The 17,506-nt window shown below is 68.1% G+C and carries 18 protein-coding genes; 6 read left to right on the plus strand and 12 right to left on the minus strand.

Annotated features, from left to right (window positions below; translation table 11 throughout):
* Nucleotides 1-8 precede the first annotated feature (8 nt).
* The gene (locus tag G6N30_RS26220; RefSeq protein ID WP_134055999.1) at nucleotides 9-1,385 is read left to right on the plus strand and encodes an APC family permease; all 1,377 of its coding nucleotides are present in this window, start codon (nucleotides 9-11) and stop codon (nucleotides 1,383-1,385) included.
* Here G6N30_RS26220 and G6N30_RS26225 read toward each other — a convergent pair.
* The 11 genes from G6N30_RS26225 to G6N30_RS26275 all read right to left on the minus strand — a co-directional run bounded on the left by G6N30_RS26225 (nucleotide 1,367) and on the right by G6N30_RS26275 (nucleotide 11,018).
* Entirely contained in the window at nucleotides 1,367-2,458 is a 1,092-nt protein-coding gene (locus G6N30_RS26225; RefSeq protein WP_234880207.1) for a serine hydrolase domain-containing protein, read from the minus strand. The genes G6N30_RS26220 and G6N30_RS26225 overlap by 19 nt on opposite strands.
* Nucleotides 2,458-3,534 (minus strand): poly-gamma-glutamate hydrolase family protein, encoded by a 1,077-nt coding sequence (locus G6N30_RS26230; RefSeq protein WP_134055995.1) that lies wholly within the window; start codon nucleotides 3,532-3,534, stop codon nucleotides 2,458-2,460. Before G6N30_RS26230 ends, G6N30_RS26225 begins: the two co-directional genes overlap by 1 nt.
* Nucleotides 3,535-4,764 carry an Nramp family divalent metal transporter gene (locus G6N30_RS26235; protein ID WP_134055993.1) on the minus strand — a complete coding sequence of 410 codons (1,230 nt, stop codon included), beginning with the start codon at nucleotides 4,762-4,764 and terminating at the stop codon, nucleotides 3,535-3,537. It lies immediately after the preceding gene.
* A gap of 92 nt (nucleotides 4,765-4,856) precedes the next feature.
* Nucleotides 4,857-5,078 (minus strand): hypothetical protein, encoded by a 222-nt coding sequence (locus G6N30_RS26240; RefSeq protein WP_134055991.1) that lies wholly within the window; start codon nucleotides 5,076-5,078, stop codon nucleotides 4,857-4,859.
* Nucleotides 5,079-5,105: 27 nt separating this feature from the next.
* Nucleotides 5,106-5,351: a hypothetical protein gene (locus G6N30_RS26245; RefSeq protein ID WP_134055989.1), complete on the minus strand. Its 246-nt coding sequence runs from the start codon at nucleotides 5,349-5,351 to the stop codon at nucleotides 5,106-5,108.
* Nucleotides 5,352-5,360: 9 nt separating this feature from the next.
* Nucleotides 5,361-5,636, minus strand: coding sequence for a hypothetical protein (locus G6N30_RS26250; protein WP_134055987.1), 276 nt, complete (start codon nucleotides 5,634-5,636; stop codon nucleotides 5,361-5,363).
* Between the two features lie 26 nt (nucleotides 5,637-5,662).
* Complete coding sequence (locus tag G6N30_RS26255; RefSeq protein ID WP_134055985.1) at nucleotides 5,663-6,739, minus strand: NAD(P)H-dependent amine dehydrogenase family protein; 1,077 nt, start codon at nucleotides 6,737-6,739, stop codon at nucleotides 5,663-5,665.
* Nucleotides 6,740-6,755: 16 nt separating this feature from the next.
* Nucleotides 6,756-7,547, minus strand: a complete 792-nt coding sequence (locus tag G6N30_RS26260; RefSeq protein WP_134055983.1) for an SDR family oxidoreductase — start codon at nucleotides 7,545-7,547, stop codon at nucleotides 6,756-6,758.
* A gap of 115 nt (nucleotides 7,548-7,662) precedes the next feature.
* On the minus strand, nucleotides 7,663-8,628 hold the full coding sequence (gene ku / locus G6N30_RS26265; protein WP_134055981.1) for a non-homologous end joining protein Ku: 966 nt from the start codon (nucleotides 8,626-8,628) through the stop codon (nucleotides 7,663-7,665).
* Between the two features lie 39 nt (nucleotides 8,629-8,667).
* Nucleotides 8,668-9,603, minus strand: a complete 936-nt coding sequence (locus G6N30_RS26270; RefSeq protein WP_134055979.1) for a carbohydrate kinase family protein — start codon at nucleotides 9,601-9,603, stop codon at nucleotides 8,668-8,670.
* On the minus strand, nucleotides 9,600-11,018 hold the full coding sequence (locus G6N30_RS26275) for a mannitol dehydrogenase family protein (protein ID WP_134055977.1): 1,419 nt from the start codon (nucleotides 11,016-11,018) through the stop codon (nucleotides 9,600-9,602). The genes G6N30_RS26270 and G6N30_RS26275 overlap by 4 nt, the downstream gene beginning before the upstream one ends.
* A 136-nt stretch (nucleotides 11,019-11,154) precedes the next feature.
* Between G6N30_RS26275 and G6N30_RS26280 the strand changes: the two genes are divergently transcribed.
* From G6N30_RS26280 to G6N30_RS26300, 5 genes are read left to right on the plus strand one after another with little or no spacing between them, the layout of a single operon-like run.
* Nucleotides 11,155-12,174, plus strand: coding sequence for a sugar-binding transcriptional regulator (locus G6N30_RS26280; protein ID WP_163687817.1), 1,020 nt, complete (start codon nucleotides 11,155-11,157; stop codon nucleotides 12,172-12,174).
* Between the two features lie 3 nt (nucleotides 12,175-12,177).
* The gene (locus G6N30_RS26285; RefSeq protein ID WP_456093970.1) at nucleotides 12,178-13,530 is read left to right on the plus strand and encodes an ABC transporter substrate-binding protein; all 1,353 of its coding nucleotides are present in this window, start codon (nucleotides 12,178-12,180) and stop codon (nucleotides 13,528-13,530) included.
* Complete coding sequence (locus tag G6N30_RS26290) at nucleotides 13,527-14,480, plus strand: carbohydrate ABC transporter permease (protein WP_134055975.1); 954 nt, start codon at nucleotides 13,527-13,529, stop codon at nucleotides 14,478-14,480. The genes G6N30_RS26285 and G6N30_RS26290 overlap by 4 nt, the downstream gene beginning before the upstream one ends.
* Nucleotides 14,480-15,349: a carbohydrate ABC transporter permease gene (locus G6N30_RS26295; protein ID WP_134055973.1), complete on the plus strand. Its 870-nt coding sequence runs from the start codon at nucleotides 14,480-14,482 to the stop codon at nucleotides 15,347-15,349. The genes G6N30_RS26290 and G6N30_RS26295 overlap by 1 nt, the downstream gene beginning before the upstream one ends.
* A gap of 14 nt (nucleotides 15,350-15,363) precedes the next feature.
* Entirely contained in the window at nucleotides 15,364-16,443 is a 1,080-nt protein-coding gene (locus G6N30_RS26300; RefSeq protein WP_134055971.1) for an ABC transporter ATP-binding protein, read from the plus strand.
* Between the two features lie 39 nt (nucleotides 16,444-16,482).
* Here G6N30_RS26300 and G6N30_RS26305 read toward each other — a convergent pair whose 3' ends face one another.
* Entirely contained in the window at nucleotides 16,483-17,346 is an 864-nt protein-coding gene (locus tag G6N30_RS26305; RefSeq protein ID WP_134055969.1) for a putative endonuclease domain-containing protein, read from the minus strand.
* Nucleotides 17,347-17,506: the final 160 nt, after the last annotated feature.

Genomic DNA, 17,506 nt, shown 5'->3' on the forward strand with positions numbered 1-17,506 from the left:
GAGTTTCCATGTCATCGACCACGCCGCTGGACCCACCGGTGGGGGAGGGCGAGGGACAGCTGCGGCGCGTCCTCGGGGTGCCCTCGCTGGTGCTGTTCGGGCTCGTCTACATGGTGCCGCTCACCGTGTTCACCACGTACGGCATCGTTACCGTCGAGTCCGGCGGGCGCGTCCCGCTGGCCTACGTGGTGACGCTGGTCGCGATGATCTTCACCGCCCGGTCGTACGCGCGCATGGCCGGGGCGTTCCCGGTCGCCGGATCGGCATACGCCTACACGCAGAGGACCTTCGGCGCACCGATCGGCTTCCTGGCCGGATGGTCGCTGCTGCTGGACTACCTGTTTCTGCCGATGCTCAACTACCTCGTCATCGGCCTCTACCTCAACGAGGCGGTGCCCGCGATCCCGCAGTGGGCGATCGTGGTGGTCACCATCGCGATTGTCACCGTGCTCAACATCGTCGGGATCGTGTCGGTGGCGCGGGCCAACATGCTGATCATCGGGATCCAGGCGGTGTTCATCGTGGTGTTCATCGCGATGACGATCGCCACCCTCTCCGGATCGGGCACCGTGGACGTGATGGCGCCGTTCCGCGGTGACGGCAGCGCGGGCGGGATGGGTCCGGTGTTGGCCGGCGCGGCGATCCTGTGCCTGTCGTTCCTCGGATTCGACGCCGTCTCAACGCTTTCCGAGGAGGCCCGCGACGCCCGGCGCGACGTGCCGAAGGCGATCATGCTGGCCACCGTCATCTGCGGTGTGCTGTTCATCATCCTGTCGTACGCATCGCAGGTGGTGTTCCCGTCCAACGCCTTCGAGAACGTGGACACCGGTTCGGTGGACGTCATGACCGCGGCAGGCGGCGCTTTCCTGTCGGCGTTCTTCACCGCCGCTTACGTCGCCGGGGCGCTGGGTTCGGCGCTCACCTCACAGGCGTCGGTGGCGCGCATCGTGTACGCGATGGGTCGCGACGGGGTGCTGCCCCGCAAGGTGTTCGGGCACGTGTCGGTGAAGTTCGGCACGCCGACGTGGGCCATCCTCGTCATCTCGGTCATCTCGCTGCTGGCACTGGTCATCGACCTGGCGATCCTCGCCTCGGTGGTGAGCTTCGGTGCGCTGGTGGCGTTCTCGGCGGTCAACCTGACGGTGATCAAGCACTACTTCATCGACGTGCGCGAGAAGAACGTAGTCAACAACCTGGTGCTGCCGCTGATCGGTTTCGCGCTGACGGTGTGGCTGTGGACCAGCCTCTCGGGCGAATCGCTGACCATCGGATTGATCTGGCTGGCAGCCGGATTCGTGTGGCTGCTGGTCGTCACCCGTGGCTTCAGCCGTCCGACCCCGGTCCTGGACCTCGAGGAGTTGCCGGCTCAGAAGGTCGGGCAATAGAGCGCCTCGGCCACCTGCACAACGGGTTCGTCGAGGGTGGACTCCGGCGGTCCCTCCTGCGTGACGGTGACCGAAAGCGCCGCACCGTCAAGCGGTTTCACCATCAAGCTGTGGAAACCGGGGATGTCCCCGCCGTGGCCCCACACCGTCACCCCGCAGCTCAGCCTGATGCTGCCCAGGCCGAGGCCGTAGCGGAACGACGGGTCGCTGGGCGACTGGGCTACGGTGTCCATCATCTCGCGCAGCTGCGCCGGCGCGACGACACGGCCGGCGAGCAGTGCGGTGATGAACGCCGACATGTCCTCGTTGGTCGAGACCAGTGCGCCGCTCATGCCCGCTGCCGAGGCGTTGAACGCGGTGACGTCGGTTCGCCTGCCGTCGACGAGTTCGTAGCCGCGGGTGAAGGGCGCGCGCAGACCGGTGTCGCCGGGTGCGGGGAAATACGTGTCGCGCAACCCGAGCGGGTCGATGATGCGCCGGGTGATCTCCTCGGCGGCGGGTGCGCCGGTGACCGCCTCGATCAGCATCCCGGCGATCACGTAGTTGGTGTTGGTGTACTTCATCGCCGTCCCGGCCGGGAATTGCCCGGGCTTCGCCAGCGCCATGTCGAGTTGTTGATCGGCGGTCACCGGACCGGCCGGCACGGGAGCTCTCGGGTCGGCGTACTCGGGCAAGCCGCTCTGGTGGCGGAGGAGTTGGCGGACGGTGACGGCCTCACCGGTGAATCCGTCGCCGCGGATGCGCCCGGGTAGGTACCTCTCGACGGGAGCGTCGAGGTCGATCCGGCCTTCGGTGACCAACTGCAGGACGGTGGCGGCGACGAAGGGTTTGGTGATGCTGGCGGCGCGGACGTGGGTGTCGGGCGCGAACCCGGACCGGGCGGCGACGTCGGAGTAGCCCGCCGCGTACCGCGCGAGTGCGGCGCCGTCGCGCACGACCGCGACACCGCCCGGCAGCTCGGCGGCGGTGACTTCGCGGGTCAGTGCCTGTTCGACGGCCGGCGGCACCGCCGACGCCGCAGGGGCGGTCAGGGCGAACAGCGCGAGGATCGAGGCGGTGACGACAAGGCGCATCAGGCCGACGGTAGTGGCCATGTGCGGGCGGCCGCCACCAGGTTCTGCACGAGCGCGGACGTTGCCGGGGACAGGTTGTCGTCACCGGGCAGCGGGCTGCGCGGGCTCAGACCGCGCACCCGCGAACTCAGCTCGAGTTGGGTTCCGCGGCCGCGCATCCGGTTGACCGGATTGTCGGGATGCAGACCGCGCAGTTCCGGCGGGATGTCGTCGAGGTCGGTGATGACCCGGTATCCGGGGATGTCGACGCAGCCGGCCAGATGGGCGGCCAACGACCGGTTGCGCCCGCCCGCCAGCAGTTCGGTGCTGCGTCCGATCCGGCCGTATCCATGCAGTGAGACCGCCACGTCCACATGGTCGAGGAACGCCGCGAGCCGCGCCGACTCGGCGGCCAGGTAGCGAGCGGACGGCAGGTGGTGGGGGTACTGGTCGGGGTGGCGGACCACGTACACCGACGCGCCGGCCGCGTCGGCGGCGCGCTCGGCGATCACATCCGTCATCTGCTCGAGCCCGCCGCCGTGGATGGCGAGGAACCCGAACCGCGAACGCAGCACGCTGTGTTCGTGCACCGCGGGATCGGCGAGCAACTCCGAAAGCGTCTGTGGCCCCTCGGTTTCGGAGTGCGGCGGGCGGTGCGGCCAGTGCATAGGATCCCAGCGCCGGAGGAACTCGATCCAGCGGTGCGGCAGGCCGTGGTGCAGTGCGCCGTCGATGATGCGTTCGAGATAGCCCGGTCGCGGCGGGCCCGGTTCGATGCGGTGGTCGATGTAGACCCACGCCGGCGCCGGACCGTCGTCGGTCTGCACGGTCAGCCGGTCGCGGCGGTAGCGCACCGGGACCCCCTCGGCGCTGTCGAGCGTCGCGAGGTCGTGGTCGGACACCTGCCACAACACCCCGTGCACCTGCGCGCCCGGCACCGGTTCGAGGGTGGCCACGCCGCGTTCGTTGATCAGCCAGTCGTGGTCGGCGAGGGTGGCCGGACGCGGGTCGGCGGCGTCGGGGCAGCGCTGCGCCATCTGCTGCACGCACAGGTTGGATCCGTACGCGAAGTAGGCGTGTCGACCGGTGTGCGGCATTCAGCCTGTCACGGTCAGATAGATCAGCACCACGTTCAGAAGACTAATCAAACCCGCGACGACCCAGCCCAGCGCGGTGGTGACGCGATGGTTGACGTCGCCGCCCATCAGGGTGCGGTCACCGGTCAGCCGGATCAGCGGGATGAGCGCGAACGGGATACCGAAGGACAGCACCACCTGGGAGAGCACCAGCGCGCGCGTCGGATCGACGCCGACGGCGAGGATCACCAGAGCGGGCACCAGGGTGACGAGGCGGCGCACCAGCAGGGGATAGGTGCGGCGCAGCAGGCCACCCATGATCATCGCGCCGGCGTACGCGCCCACCGATGTCGAGGCCAGGCCGGAGGCCAGCAGGCCGATCGCGAAGCACAGCGCGACGGCCGGCCCCAGCGTCTGCTCCACCGCGGCGTGCGCGCCTTCGAGGGTGTCGGTGTCGGCCATGCCCTGCAGATTCGTCGCCGCGACGAGCAGCATCGACAGGTTGACCGCGCCGGCGATCAGCATCGCCAGCCCCACGTCGATGCGGGTGGCCTTGAGCAGGCGGCGCCGTCTGGGTCCGGCGTCGGGGTGGCCGTGACGGTCTCGGGCCAGCCCCGAGTGCAGGTAGACCGCGTGTGGCATCACCGTCGCACCGAGCATGGCCGTCGCCAGCAGGACGCTCTCGGCGCCCTCGAACCGCGGCAGGAGGCCGCCCGCCACGTCAGCCGCGGAAGGGGGTTCGACGAACACACTCGTCAGGAAGCCGATCGCGATGATCAGCAGCAGCCCGCTGATCACCCGCTCGAAGTGCCGCTGCCCGCGGCGGTTCTGCACGGCGAGCAGGACGAGGGACACCGCACCCGTGATCACCCCGCCGAGCACCAACGGCAGGTCGAACAGCAGGTACAGCGCGATCGCCCCGCCGACGACCTCGGCGAGGTCGGTGGCCATGGCGACCATCTCGGCCTGCAGCCAGTAGGCGATCCGCGTGGGTGTGCGGGTGCGGTCGGCGACGGACTCGGGCAGCGAGCGGCCGGTGACCAGGCCCAGTTTCGCGGACAGGTACTGCACCAGGCCGGCCATGACGTTGGCCAGCACGATGACCCAGACGAGCAGGAACCCGAATTCGGCGCCGGCGCTGACGTTGGCCGCGACGTTGCCGGGGTCCACATAGGCGATGGCGGCGACGAACGCCGGCCCCAGCAGCAGCCACGTCGGCCGCGTGCGTCGTTCCTCGATGTCCGGCAGCACCCGGGCTTTTCCTTCCTGCGGAGCAGCGAATAGAAAAGTTAGGTTAGCCGAAATCTTCGGTCGAGGCGACGGCGGGCCGCGTCGATCGCGGTTCAGATGCCGATGAGCAGTCCGCCGTAGCCCCACCCGCCGAAGGGCCAACCGACGTTGGTCTCCGGCGGCGAGGTGACGATCGCGGTGCTGCCACCGGTCTCACACTGGGTCGTGCGCGGGCCGGTGTTCACGCATTCGGGCGCCGCCGCGGCGGCGGGCGCCAGCACGATAGCCGCTGCGAGCGCGGAAAGCGTTGTAGCCGTGAATGATCCGATATGCATCGGGACCTCCTCGGACGGCCGGGTGGTCTACCAGCCCATGACCAGCGCGGGGCCGTAGTAGTAATCGTTCCAGGGGTACAGGTAGTTCGTCTGCCCGGGGGAGGTGACGATCTGCGTGTTACCCGGGCTGCTGCACTGGGTGGTGGACCCGCCGATTCCGTTCTGCCCGGTGGTCACACAGTTCGGCTGAGCACCGGCGTTGGGCGCCAGCAGGATCGCTGCGCCGATGCCGGCCGCGACGGCCACGGGTGCGAGGCCGATGATCTTGTTCACGTGGTCCTTCTATCCCCAGTCCACGACCGTGGCGGGACCGTAGTACGGATCCCCCCACGGATACAGGAAGGTGCTCTGGTTGTGGATGTCCTTTGGCTGCGTGGCGAATTGGGTGTCCCACGGCGGGCAGGTCGACCCCTGGCCCAGGGCGTTGGGCGCCACGTTGAGGCACTTGCCGTCATCGTCGCCGCTCGGCTGGGCGATGGCGACCGGTGCGGCGAGGATGGCACCGACAGCGCCGGCCGCGACGGCGAATGGGGTGAGGTAGCGCAGAGAGGTCCGCATAGCCACGTCCTTCAATCGGGTGTCCGCTAACCAGGAGCGTACAGCCCTTTCCCAGTCAAGAGGGGCAAGTCGAGAGTCGTTCGTATCCCCGGTTCGGCGGCGACCACCGCGGGGATCGCGTTGACGATGCGCGCGGCCGTCGCGACGAGGCCGGCGCGGTTGTGGTCACCGTTCGGGCTGCTCTGGCAGAGATCGAGGGCGTAGGTCGGCTCGCCGGTGATCTCGACCCGGTAGGAACCGCCGGGCTGGGCGGGCTGCGGCCAGCCCGGGCAGAGGTCTTCCCGCAACCGGGTGACGTGTTCGAGCACCACGGCGGGCTTACCGCCCAGCATTCCGCGCACCTCGAATCGCAGTGCGGCAGCGGTGCCTTCGGTGATGTGCCCGGAGGCGATCTCGAAATCCTCGGGTGCGGGCTCGCGCACGTAGGTCTCGGTCACCTCGTCGAGTTCGATGCCCAGCCCGGCGGCGAGCTGGCGCACCACCGAACCCCATGCCAGGCTCAGCACGCCGGGCTGCAACAGCATCGGGAGGTCGTCGAGCGGCTTGCCGAAACCCATGACGTCGAACATGACGGTCGGGCTGTCGTAGGTGGCGTAGTCGACGATCTCCATGCACCGGATCTGTTCGATGCGCTGACACGTGCCGGCAAGGGCAAACGGCAGCAGGTCGTTGGCAAAGCCCGGGTCGATGCCGCCGACGAAGAGGCTGGAGCCGCCGGTGCGGGTCGCCTCCTCGATCGGGGCGATCAGCTCATGGGGCAGCACCTGCCACGGGTACTGGAGGAAGACCGGCCCGCTGCCGACCATGTTGACCCCGGCCGCCAGGATGCGCCGGTAATCCTCGAGCGCCTCGGGCAGCCGGTTGTCGGCCATGGCCGTGTAGACCGCGCAGTCCGGGCCGGTGGCCAACACCGCGTCGAGGTCGTTCGTGGCGGTGATGCCGGTCGGCTCGGACAGCCCGACGAGTTCGGCGGCGTCCTTGCCCGCCTTCGCGGCCGAGGACACCCAGAGGCCGGTCAGCTCGAACTGCGGGTCGGTGATGAGCTGGGTGAGCGCATGAGCGCCCACGTTGCCCGTGCCGATCTGCGCGACGCGAATCGCCATGGTTCTCCTAGGGGTCCTACAGGTCCGGGAAGGGCATGTCGAGGTTCGGGAACGTCAGCCCGCCGTCGACTTCGAGGGTCTTGCCGGTGAGATAGCTGCCGGCCGGGGACGCGAGGTACACCGCGGCGGCCGCGATGTCCTCCGGCTCACCCAGCCGACGCATCGGGGTGGCCTTCTCCATCGGTCCGCGCAGGTCGTCGTTGCTCGCCACGATGTCGAGCGCGGAGGTGAGGATGGAGCCGGGCGCGATCGCGTTGACCCGGATCCGCGGGCACAGGTCGAGCGCGGCGAGCCGGGTGTAGTGGGCGAGGGCCGCTTTCGCCGTGCCGTACGCGGCGAAGCCCCGCCCGGCGACCCGGCCCATCGTCGAGGTGATGTTGATGACGCTGCCGCCGCCGGAGTGCTCGAGCATCAGCGGTACGGCCGCGGTCGTCAGCGCATGGGCGGTGGCGACGTTGAACGTGAACGCGTCGCGGAGGTCCTTCGCCGAGGTGTCGGTCAACGCCGCGGGCATCGTGCCGCCGACGTTGTTGACGACGATGTCTAGTTTCCCGAACGCTTCCACCGCCGCGGGAGCGAGCTGCGCCGTCGACTCCGGGTGCGCGAGGTCGGCGACGACGATGTGCGCCCGCCGGCCGGTGGCGCGGATCTGCTCGGCGACCTCCTCGAGTTGTGACTCGGTTCGGGCCGCGATCACCACGTCCGCACCGGCTTCCGCGAAGGCCAGCGCCATGGCGGCGCCCAGTCCGCGGCCCGCCCCGGTCACCGTCGCAACCTGTCCGTCGAGCCGGAATCTGTCGAGGATCACCGTCTGCCTCCCTTTCGCCGCGCGTCACGGTAGCAGCGTCGGGGAGCGGTGGTGGCCGCTTTCTGGAACACGTTCTAATTCGGGGCGGATTTCCGCCACCGCGTTGGTCGACGGTTCAGGACTTCTTCGACGCGGCCTTCTTCGCGGGCGCCTTCTTGGCCGCGGTCTTCTTGGCGGGGGCCTTCTTCGCCGCCGATTTCTTGGCGGGCGCCTTCTTCGCCGGCTTGTCATCCTCGTCGTCCGAGTCGTCGTCGGAGCCATCGGCGTCGCCGGAGCGGGAGCCGCCGCCCGAGCGCCGCGCCTTCACGCTGGCCTCCAGCTTCGCCAGCAGATCCGACACGTCCTCGGTCTCGTCGAGTTCGGTCGGCTGCTCCTCGACGGCGAACGCCTCGCCGCCCTCCAGCTTGGCCTCCACCAGTTCGCGCAGCTGATCCTGGTAGTCGTCGTGGTAGCGGTCGGGGTTGAAGTCGTCGGTCATCGACTCGACCACCTGCCCGGCCATCTTCAGCTCGGCCGGTTTGATCTCGACTTCCTTGTCCAGCACCGGGAAGTCGGGATCGCGGATCTCGTCGGGCCACAGCAGCGTGTGGATCATCATCACGTCGCGCTTGCTGAAGTCCTTGACGCGCAACGCGGCCAACCGGGTCTTGTTGCGCAACGCGAAGTGCACGATCGCGACCCGATCCGTCTCCGACAGTGTCTTGGCAAGCAGCACATACGATTTCGACGACTTGCCGTCGGGTTCGAGGAAGTAACTGCGGTCGTACATCAGCGGGTCGAGATCGCCGGCCGGAACGAATTCGAGCACCTCGATCTCACGGCTGCGTTCCTCGGGCAGCGTGGCGATGTCCTCGTCGGTGATCAGCACCATCTGACCGTCGTCGGATTCGAAGGCCTTGGCGATGTCGCGGAACTCCACGACCTCACCGCACACCTCGCAGACCCGCTTGTACCGGATCCGGCCGTTGTCCTTCGCGTGGACCTGGTGGAACTTGATGTCGTGGTCCTCGGTCGCGCTGTAGACCTTGACCGGTACGTTCACCAGGCCGAAGGCGATCGAACCCTTCCAGATGGATCGCATACGCCCAGTATGGCCCACATCATCGGCGGCGACGGTCGATCAGGGTCGCGGGTCGCGCGCCGCCGCGTCGCGGGTCGCCCGGTCCGGGAGGTCCGCACCCGGGCGGGTGACCGTCAACGCCGAGGACAGCGCGGCGGTCTGCAGGACGTCGTGCAGCGTGTCGAGCCGAATTCCGCGCAGTTCGGGGCGTTTGTCCGCGCCCAGCAGACCGTGGCTCCACAGCGCATCGATCAGTCCCGTCATGAACGCGTCACCGGCGCCGACGGTGTCGACGACCTCGACGGGAAGCGCGGCCACGCGTACCGAACCCGCCGCGCACACCGCGAAGGAACCCTGACCGCCTTCGGTGACCGCGACGATCGAGGGGCCGAGGTCCAGCCACGAGCGAGCGATCTGCTTCGGCGTCCGGTGCGGATCGATCCACCGCAGGTCCTCGTCGCTGGCCTTGATGACGTCGGCGCGCTCGATGAGGCGGTCGATCCGGTGGCGCGCGGCGTCCGCGTCGTCGATGAGCGCCGCGCGGATGTTCGGGTCGAAGGTGATGGTCGCCGACAGGTGGTACGCGTCGAGCAGCGCCGCGGTCGCACGGCAGCCGGGCTCGAGCACGGTGGCGATCGACCCGGTGTGGGCGATCAGCGGTGCCGCGGCCTCGGGGGTGCCCGCGAGCTCCCACTCGATGTCGAACTCGTAGCGCGCCGCACCGGCATCGTCGAGCGTGGCCCGGGCCGTCGGGGTACGCGCCGCGCCGGTGCTCCCGGCCACGAGTTGCACGCCGGAGTCGTGGAGGTATTCGACGATGCGCCGGCCGCGGGCGTCGTCGCCGATGTGGGTGAGGAAGTCGACGCCGCGTCCGAGTCGGCCCAACCCGACCGCGACGTTGAGCGGGCTGCCGCCGACGTGTTCACCGGTCACCTCGCCGTTGCGTTCCACGATGTCGATGAGCGCCTCGCCGATCACCAGCGCGCGGGGGCTCATGACGGTTTCACCAGCGCTTCGAGTGTGGCGCGGGCCCCGTCGCGGTGCAACGACTCCAACGTCGCCACGTACTCGTCGACGAACCGCTTCTCGTCGACGAGATCGCCGAACACCGAACGGTTCTCGATGAAGGCGGTGGGATTGTGGCGTTGGGCGCGGGCCAGCGGAACGAGCGTGTCCGCCAATGAGTCCTGGACGTCGATGGCCTGCCCCTCCTCGTCGACACCCTCGGCGTAGCGTGCCCAGCTGGCGACGACCGCGGCGGACAGTTGGACCGGCCCTCCGGTCCTGAGGTTTTCGCGGATGACCGGCAGCAGCCACAGGCGGATCCGGTCCGACGAGCCGAAGCACAAACGGGCGATCGTGTCGCGGACCCCCGGATTGGCGAAGCGTTCGATCAGTGTCTGCTTGTAGTCCGGCAGGTCGATACCCGGCACCGGCTTGAGTGTCGGCGTGCCTTCCTCGTCCATGTAGCGGCGCACGAACTCGGCGAGCAGCGGATCGCTCGCGGCATCGTGCACCAAGCGATAGCCGGCGAGGTAGGCGAAGTAACACAGTGCCTGATGCCCGGCGTTGAGCAGGCGCAGTTTCATCAGCTCATACGGGGTGACGTCGTCGACCAGCAGCACGCCTGCCTCCTCGAACGGCGGACGCCCGTCGGTGAACGTGTCCTCCAGTACCCAGGAGGTGAACGGTTCGGCCACCACCGGCCAGGCGTCGTCGATGCCGAATTCGTCTCGCACGGTGGCGATCACGTCCGGTGTGGTGACCGGCGTGATGCGATCGACCATCGAGTTCGGGAAGCGGGTGTCGGCCTCGATCCACTCGGAGAGACCCGGATGGGTGCGGTCGGCGTAGGCCGTGAACGCAGCACGCGCGACTTCACCGTTGCCTTGCACGTTGTCGCACGACACGATCGTCGGCGAGGTGACACCGCGGTCGCGCCGGCGGGCCAGGGCCTCGGTCACCAGTCCGAAGACGTTGACCGAGCCGACCGGGACCCTGTCGACGTCGTAACCGCCCTCAGTGATGGTCAGCGAGATGATTCGGGTGCTCGGCGCCGCGAGCAGCTCGATGACGCCCTCGGGATCGTCTGGGGCGTAACGGTAGTCGACGATCGACCCGATGACCCGAGCGTCGCGGGTGCCGTCGGGATTCTCCAGCAGCAGCGTGTAGAGGCCGTCCTGGCTGCCGAGCGCATCGGCCATCCTGCGGTCGCCGGGCAGTACGCCCACCCCGCAGATGCCCCAGTCGGAGGCGAGGCCCATCTCCAACAGCTTGTCGACGTACATGGCCTGGTGTGCCCGGTGAAACCCGCCGACGCCGAAGTGCACGATGCCGACGGCGACGTCGCCGCGCGCGTAAGTCGGTTTGGCGATGGGGATGTCGGGCAGGGTCGACTTGTCCAGCTTCATCACATCGTCACCATCGTCTCTGAAGGTATCGCGCTCGAAAGTGTTGTCTGGGTCACACTCGCATGTTAGCTTGGTGAGCATCTACTCGCACCAGTGAGCATCTGCTCACCGTTGTTCACGGAGAGGTGGGAAGCGCGTGGCGACTCCGACGTCGGCTCCCGCGGCGAACGGCCAGGTGCCCCAGCGCTCCCCGGAAGATCTGCGGCTGGCGCTGCGCGCGGCCACGCTGTACTACCTCGACGGGCTGACGCAGGCCGAGATCGCGGCACGGCTGGGGGTGTCCCGGCCGACGGCGGGCCGGCTCGTCGCCCGGGCGAAGGCCCGCGGCCTGGTGCGCATCGACATCGTGGTGCCGCCCTATTTGCAGGACGATCTGCACGCCGACGAGGAACGCGAACTCGAAGCGCGGTTCGGCCTGACCGAGGTGGTGGTCGCGGGCCACGGCGTCGACATCGGCGCACCCGGGCGGCCCGCCGTGTTCGCCGACCTCGGCCGCGCGGCCGCGGCGTTGTTGATGCGCAGACTGGCACCCGACGACGTCCTGGGCTTCACCTGGGGTCCCGAGCAGGTGGCGGTGGCGACCGCGCTGACGCCGGGAACGGCGACGTGCCGCGCGGTGGTCCAACTCGACGGCGCGATGTCCAGTGCCGCCTACCAGACCGGTGTCGAACTGATCCTCAGCCGCTGCGCGGATGTGTTGCGGGCCACCACTATTCGCCTGCCCGCGCCGCTGTACGCCGATCCGTCCACCGTCGCGTCCATGCGCAGCGATTCGGTCATCTCCCGCACGCTCGAAGCCGGGCGGCACGCCGACGTGATGCTGTTCGGGGTCGGTGCCGTCTCCACGTCGACCACGCTGTTCGAGGGCAGCTACCTCGACACCCGGATGCTCGACGAGCAGATCGCCGCCGGCGCCGTGGGAGAGATCGGCGGCCGGTTCTTCGACGATCGCGGCCAACCCGTCGACACCGACCTGCAGCAGCGCGCGGTGTCGGTACCGCTCGAAGACATCCGGGCCTGCGAGAAATCGATCCTCATCGCCAGCGGCGCCGCCAAACACCGCGCCACGCTGGCCGCACTGCGCGGCGGGCTCGCCCGGCTACTGGTGTGCGACATCGACTGCGCACGCTGGCTTCTCGACAATGAAAAGGGGTGACGGATGAAAGCGCGAACGCTGATGCGCCGGCTGGCAGGAGGTCTGGCCGCTGTCGGGCTGGTGTTCACCGCAGGCTGTGCGGGCGCCGGCACCCTGGGGGCGACCGATCAGACCGTGACCATCGCGATGGTCTCCAACTCCCAGATGACCGACGCCCGCGAACTGTCGTCGAAGTTCGAGGAGGCCAACCCCGACATCAAGCTGCGCTTCGTCACGCTGTCGGAAAACCAGGCCCGCGCGAAGATCACCGCCTCCACGGCGATGGGCGGCGGCGAATTCGACGTCGTGATGATCAGCAACTACGAGACCCCGCAGTGGGCCGAGAACGGCTGGCTGGTCAACCTCTCCGACTACACCCGCAAGACACCGGGTTACGACGAGAACGACTTCTTCCCGTCGCTGCGCGAATCGTTGTCCTACGACGGCGACATGTACGCGGTGCCGTTCTACGGTGAATCGTCGTTCCTGATGTACCGCAAGGATCTCTTCGAGCAGGCCGGTATCACGATGCCCCGCACCCCCACCTGGCAGCAGGTCGCCGACGCGGCGGCCAAACTGAACGGTCCCGACATGGTGGGCATCTGCCTGCGCGGCAAGCCCGGCTGGGGTGAGGTGCTGGCGCCGCTGGACACGGTCATCAACACCTTCGGCGGGCGCTGGTTCGACGAGAACTGGAACGCCCAGCTGACCAGCCCCGAGGTGCAGCGCGCCGTTCAGTTCTACGTCGACACCGTCACCAAGGTCGGTGAACCCGGCGCAGCGGCAAGCGGATTCAGCGAATGCGCGACACAGTTCGGGCAGGGCCGCACCGCGATGTGGTACGACGCGACGTCGGCGGTGTCGGTGCTCGAGGATCCCGAATCGTCCACGGTCGTCGGCAAGGTCGGTTACGCGATGGCGCCGATGGTGGAGAAGCCGAACCCCGGCTGGCTCTACACCTGGGCGCTGGGCATCCCGAAGAGCAGTGACAAGAAGGACTCCGCGTGGAAGTTCATCTCGTGGATGACCGACAAGAACTACATCCGGCTCGTCGGTGAGGAACTGGGATGGGCGCGGGTGCCGCCGGGCAGCCGGCTGTCCACCTACCAGATCCCCGAATACAAGGAGGCGTCGAAGGCGTTCGGGCAGGCCACACTCGACTCGATCGAGGGTGCCGACCCGCTCAAGCCGACGGTGCAACCGGTGCCCTACACCGGCATCCAGTTCCTGGCGATCCCCGAGTTCCAGGATCTCGGCACCCGGGTCAGCCAGCAGATCAGCGCAGCGATCGCCGGGCAGAAGACGGTGGCCGAGGCGCTCGAGCAGTCACAGCGGTACGCCGAGGTCGTCGGCCGGAGTTATCAGGAGCAGTCATGACCACAGTGGCGGCCGACGTGCGCGAGTCGGAGTCAGAACACGTCGCGCGGATCAAGCAGGCGCAGGATCGTGGCGTGTCCCGCGCCGAGGGCTGGCGGCGGCGGGGGCCGCTACTGCCCGCGCTGATCTTCATGATCCTGGTGACGCAGATCCCGTTCCTGTTCACGCTCTACTACTCGACGTTGTCGTGGAATCTGGTGCGGCCCGGCTCCAGTGAGTTCGTCGGGCTGCAGAACTATCTCGATGTCATCGCCGACGGCACCTTCTGGCAGGTGGCGATCAACACCGTCGTCATCATCGTCGCCACGGTGCTGATCTCGGTGGTGCTCGGCCTACTGCTGGCACTGCTGCTCGACCGCGCGTTCCTCGGCCGCGGCGTGGTGCGCACGCTGCTGATCACGCCGTTCCTCGTCACTCCCGTTGCGGGGGCACTGATGTGGAAGACCGCCATGCTCGACCCCGTGTTCGGCATCGTGAACTGGATCCTGCCCGGCGAGGGCATCGACTTCGTCAGCAGGTTCCCGCTGTCGTCGGTGATCCTCGCGCTGGTGTGGCAGTGGACGCCTTTCATGATGCTGCTGATCCTCGCCGGCCTCCAGTCGATGCCTCGCGACATCCTGGAGGCCGGTCGAGTCGACGGCGCGGGAGCGTTCCAACTCTTCCGCGAGTTGACGCTCCCGCACCTTCGGCGCTTCATCGAACTGGGCACGGTGCTCGGCGCGATCTACCTCGTCAACACCTTCGACCAGATCTACATGATGACCCAGGGCGGGCCGGGTACCGCGAGTGCGAACCTGCCGTTCTACATCTATCAGCGCGCGTTCCTGGGCTTCGACATCGGCCAGGCCGCGGCGATGGGCGTGGTCGTCGTGATCTTCACGATGATCATCGCCAGCTTCGCGCTGCGGTTGATCTTCAAATCGTTCACCGGCAAGGAAGAGGCCGCCTGATGAGCACCACCACGACCACGGCTCCCGCCGCCGAGACAACCGCTCCCGCCGCCGCGGCGAAGCGCCGCAAGTTCGACCCGTGGGGCATCGTCGCCTGGCTCGTCGGGCTCGGGTTCTTCTTCCCGGTGTTCTGGATGGTGCTGACCGCGTTCAAGCAGGAGGTCGACGCCTACACCACCACACCGAAGTTCGTCTTCGCGCCGACCCTCGACGAGTTCCGGGCCGTCTTCGACCAGGGCATCGCGACCGGATTGCTGAACTCGTTGTTCGCCACCACGGTGTCGACGATCCTGGTGCTGCTGCTGGGCATTCCGGCGGCGTTCGCGCTGTCGCTGCGGCCGGTCCGCAAGACCCAGGATGCGTTGTTCTTCTTCATGAGCACCAAGATGTTGCCGGTGGTCGCGGTGATCATCCCGCTGTATGTGATCGTGTCGAACATCGGTCTGCTGGACAACATCTGGGCGCTGATCATCCTCTACACGGCGATGAACCTGCCGGTGGCGGTGTGGATGATGCGGTCGTTCTTCCTGGAGGTGCCCGGTGAACTGCTCGAGGCCGCCAGCCTCGACGGTGCGAGCACCTGGCGCTCGGCGCGGGAGGTGATCCTTCCGCTGGTCTCACCGGGGATCGCCGCGACCGCGCTGATCTGTGTGATCTTCGCGTGGAACGAGTTCTTCTTCGCGGTCAGCCTCACCGCGGTGCAGGCCCAGACCATGCCGGTCTTCCTGGTCGGCTTCATCGCGGGTGAGGGCCTGTATTGGGCCAAGCTGTGCGCGGCGGCGACGCTGGCCGCGCTGCCGGTGGTTCTGGCGGGTTGGGTCGCCCAGAACAAGCTGGTTCGTGGACTGTCCTTCGGCGCCATCAAGTAGATAGGGAAAAGTCAATGGCGACAATCGCTTACAAGAACGCCTCGTGCATCTACGAGGGCTCGGACAAACTGGCGGTCGACTCGCTGAACCTCGACATCGCCGACGGGGAATTCGTGGTGCTGGTCGGCCCGTCCGGATCGGGCAAGAGCACCGCGCTGCGCATGCTCGCCGGACTCGAGGACATCGATGAGGGGGATATCGAGATCGGCGGCCGCAACATGCGGGGCGTGCCGTCGAAGGACCGTGACATCGCGATGGTGTTCCAGAACTACGCGCTGTATCCGAACAAAACGGTCGCCGAGAACATGGGTTTCGCATTGAAGCTGCGCGGGGTGTCGGCCGACGAGCGGCGGCGTAAGGTCGAGGAAGCCGCGAAACTGCTCGACCTCACCGACTTCCTGGACCGCAAACCGGCCAAGCTGTCCGGCGGTCAGCGCCAGCGGGTGGCGATGGGCCGGGCGATCGTGCGGGAACCGCAGGTGTTCTGCATGGACGAGCCGCTGAGCAACCTCGACGCCAAGCTGCGGGTGCAGACCCGCACGCAGATCGCCGCGCTGCAGCGGCGGCTGGGCACCACCACGGTCTACGTCACCCACGATCAGGTCGAGGCGATGACGATGGGCGACCGGGTCGCGGTGCTGCGCAACGGAAAGCTCCAGCAGTTCGCCACACCGAACGAGCTCTACGATCAGCCGGCCAACGCGTTCGTCGCGGGCTTCATCGGATCACCGGCGATGAACCTGATGACGCTGCCGATCACCGCCGAAGGCGTTCGGGTGGGCGAGAACTCGTCGCTCGAGCTGGAACGGGCACAGCTCAGCGCCTTGCACGAGGAGGGACTCAAAGAGGTCACCGTCGGCGTGCGGCCCGAGCAGCTCGAACTGACCGATTCCGGCGGCATGGAGGTCGTCGTCGACCTGGTGGAGGACCTGGGCAGCGAGGCGTATGTGTACGCCCACGCCGGTGAGGGGGTCAACCTGGTGGCGCGCTCGCTGACGAAGGCGGCGCCGCGGCTGGCCGACACCGTGCATCTGCGCAAGCACCCCGACGCCGTCGTGCACCTGTTCCACCCGGAGACGGGGGAGCGGATCTAGCGCGGCGAGTTCTACACCAGGGCTGCTCTTGCCGGGGCATCACGACCCTGACGTAGAACTCGGTGGGGTCCAGCCGCGGCGGGCGAACGCCTCGCGGACACGGTGCAGGATGTATCGGCGACTGTGCTCGGCCACCACCCGAAGGTCGATCCATCCTTCGCGCTCGATGAGTTCGGCGCGGCCGATGTCGTGGACGTATTGGCCGCGATTGGTCGCGTAATGCGCGCCTTCATATTCGAGGCCCACCTTCGGCTCGTCGTAGCCCATGTCGATGAAGGCCTCCGAATAGCCGTCGAAGACCCGGATCTGGGTCCGAGGCTTCGGCAGTCCGCCGTCGATCAGGGTGAGCCGCAGCCGGGTCTCCTGTGGCGACGCCGCGCCGGCGTCCATCAGCGCGAGCGCTGTCAGGGATCTCCGAACGCCACGGCCCCCGCGGTAGCGCTGCGCCAGACCGTTCGTGTCGGCGGCCGTGACGCCGGTGGCGGCTGAAAGCGAGTCGAGATGCACCACGGCGACGTCACGCGGGAGATGCCGGGCGAGGTCGAACGCCGTGCGGGCGAGCGACGTCACCGGCAGCTCGCCGACACGGACGACCTCGTCGTCGCCGATCCGCTCCTCGCGCACGATCAGGCCATCTCGGCGGCGCCCGTGTGCGGTGATGATCTCGATCGGGGTCGTCGCATCGACCCATTTCGCGCCGTGCAGCGCCGCGGCGGCCCGGCCGGCGATGATGCCGCGGCGCCCGGTCCACAACCAGGCGGCGTGCGCCCTGAGGAGCAGTGTGCGCTCCGCGTGCTTGGGGATGTACACGCCGGGGTGGATCGCGGCGTATTGCCAGCGCAGTTGTGCGCGAGTGAGCGCACCGGCGGTGACGGCTTCGGATCCGATGACGGGTTCAGACATGCGTCGATGCTGTGGAGCGATGCCGACGACGAGCCCGCGCGAGGCGCCTCACCCAGCCGTGGATGTGGACAAAGCGATCGGTGTGGACGCCGATTTCTACTCCAGGGTCGTGCCGCACGCCGATCGACGACCCTCGTGTAGAACTCGCCGATAAGCACAC

Origin of the sequence: Mycolicibacterium litorale (assembly GCF_010731695.1) — a bacterium.
GTDB lineage: Bacteria > Actinomycetota > Actinomycetes > Mycobacteriales > Mycobacteriaceae > Mycobacterium > Mycobacterium litorale.

What these genes read in the sequence shown, in the direction of transcription:
- G6N30_RS26220 (WP_134055999.1), top strand. Translation starts at nt 9, where the DNA reads ATGTCATCGACCACGCCGCTGGACCCACCGGTGGGGGAGGGCGAGGGA.
- G6N30_RS26225 (WP_234880207.1), bottom strand. Translation starts at nt 2,458, where the DNA reads ATGCGCCTTGTCGTCACCGCCTCGATCCTCGCGCTGTTCGCCCTGACC.
- G6N30_RS26230 (WP_134055995.1), bottom strand. Translation starts at nt 3,534, where the DNA reads ATGCCGCACACCGGTCGACACGCCTACTTCGCGTACGGATCCAACCTG.
- G6N30_RS26240 (WP_134055991.1), bottom strand. Translation starts at nt 5,078, where the DNA reads ATGCATATCGGATCATTCACGGCTACAACGCTTTCCGCGCTCGCAGCG.
- G6N30_RS26250 (WP_134055987.1), bottom strand. Translation starts at nt 5,636, where the DNA reads ATGCGGACCTCTCTGCGCTACCTCACCCCATTCGCCGTCGCGGCCGGC.
- G6N30_RS26255 (WP_134055985.1), bottom strand. Translation starts at nt 6,739, where the DNA reads ATGGCGATTCGCGTCGCGCAGATCGGCACGGGCAACGTGGGCGCTCAT.
- ku (WP_134055981.1), bottom strand. Translation starts at nt 8,628, where the DNA reads ATGCGATCCATCTGGAAGGGTTCGATCGCCTTCGGCCTGGTGAACGTA.
- G6N30_RS26270 (WP_134055979.1), bottom strand. Translation starts at nt 9,603, where the DNA reads ATGAGCCCCCGCGCGCTGGTGATCGGCGAGGCGCTCATCGACATCGTG.
- G6N30_RS26275 (WP_134055977.1), bottom strand. Translation starts at nt 11,018, where the DNA reads ATGAAGCTGGACAAGTCGACCCTGCCCGACATCCCCATCGCCAAACCG.
- G6N30_RS26285 (WP_456093970.1), top strand. Translation starts at nt 12,178, where the DNA reads ATGAAAGCGCGAACGCTGATGCGCCGGCTGGCAGGAGGTCTGGCCGCT.
- G6N30_RS26290 (WP_134055975.1), top strand. Translation starts at nt 13,527, where the DNA reads ATGACCACAGTGGCGGCCGACGTGCGCGAGTCGGAGTCAGAACACGTC.
- G6N30_RS26295 (WP_134055973.1), top strand. Translation starts at nt 14,480, where the DNA reads ATGAGCACCACCACGACCACGGCTCCCGCCGCCGAGACAACCGCTCCC.
- G6N30_RS26300 (WP_134055971.1), top strand. Translation starts at nt 15,364, where the DNA reads ATGGCGACAATCGCTTACAAGAACGCCTCGTGCATCTACGAGGGCTCG.
- G6N30_RS26305 (WP_134055969.1), bottom strand. Translation starts at nt 17,346, where the DNA reads ATGTCTGAACCCGTCATCGGATCCGAAGCCGTCACCGCCGGTGCGCTC.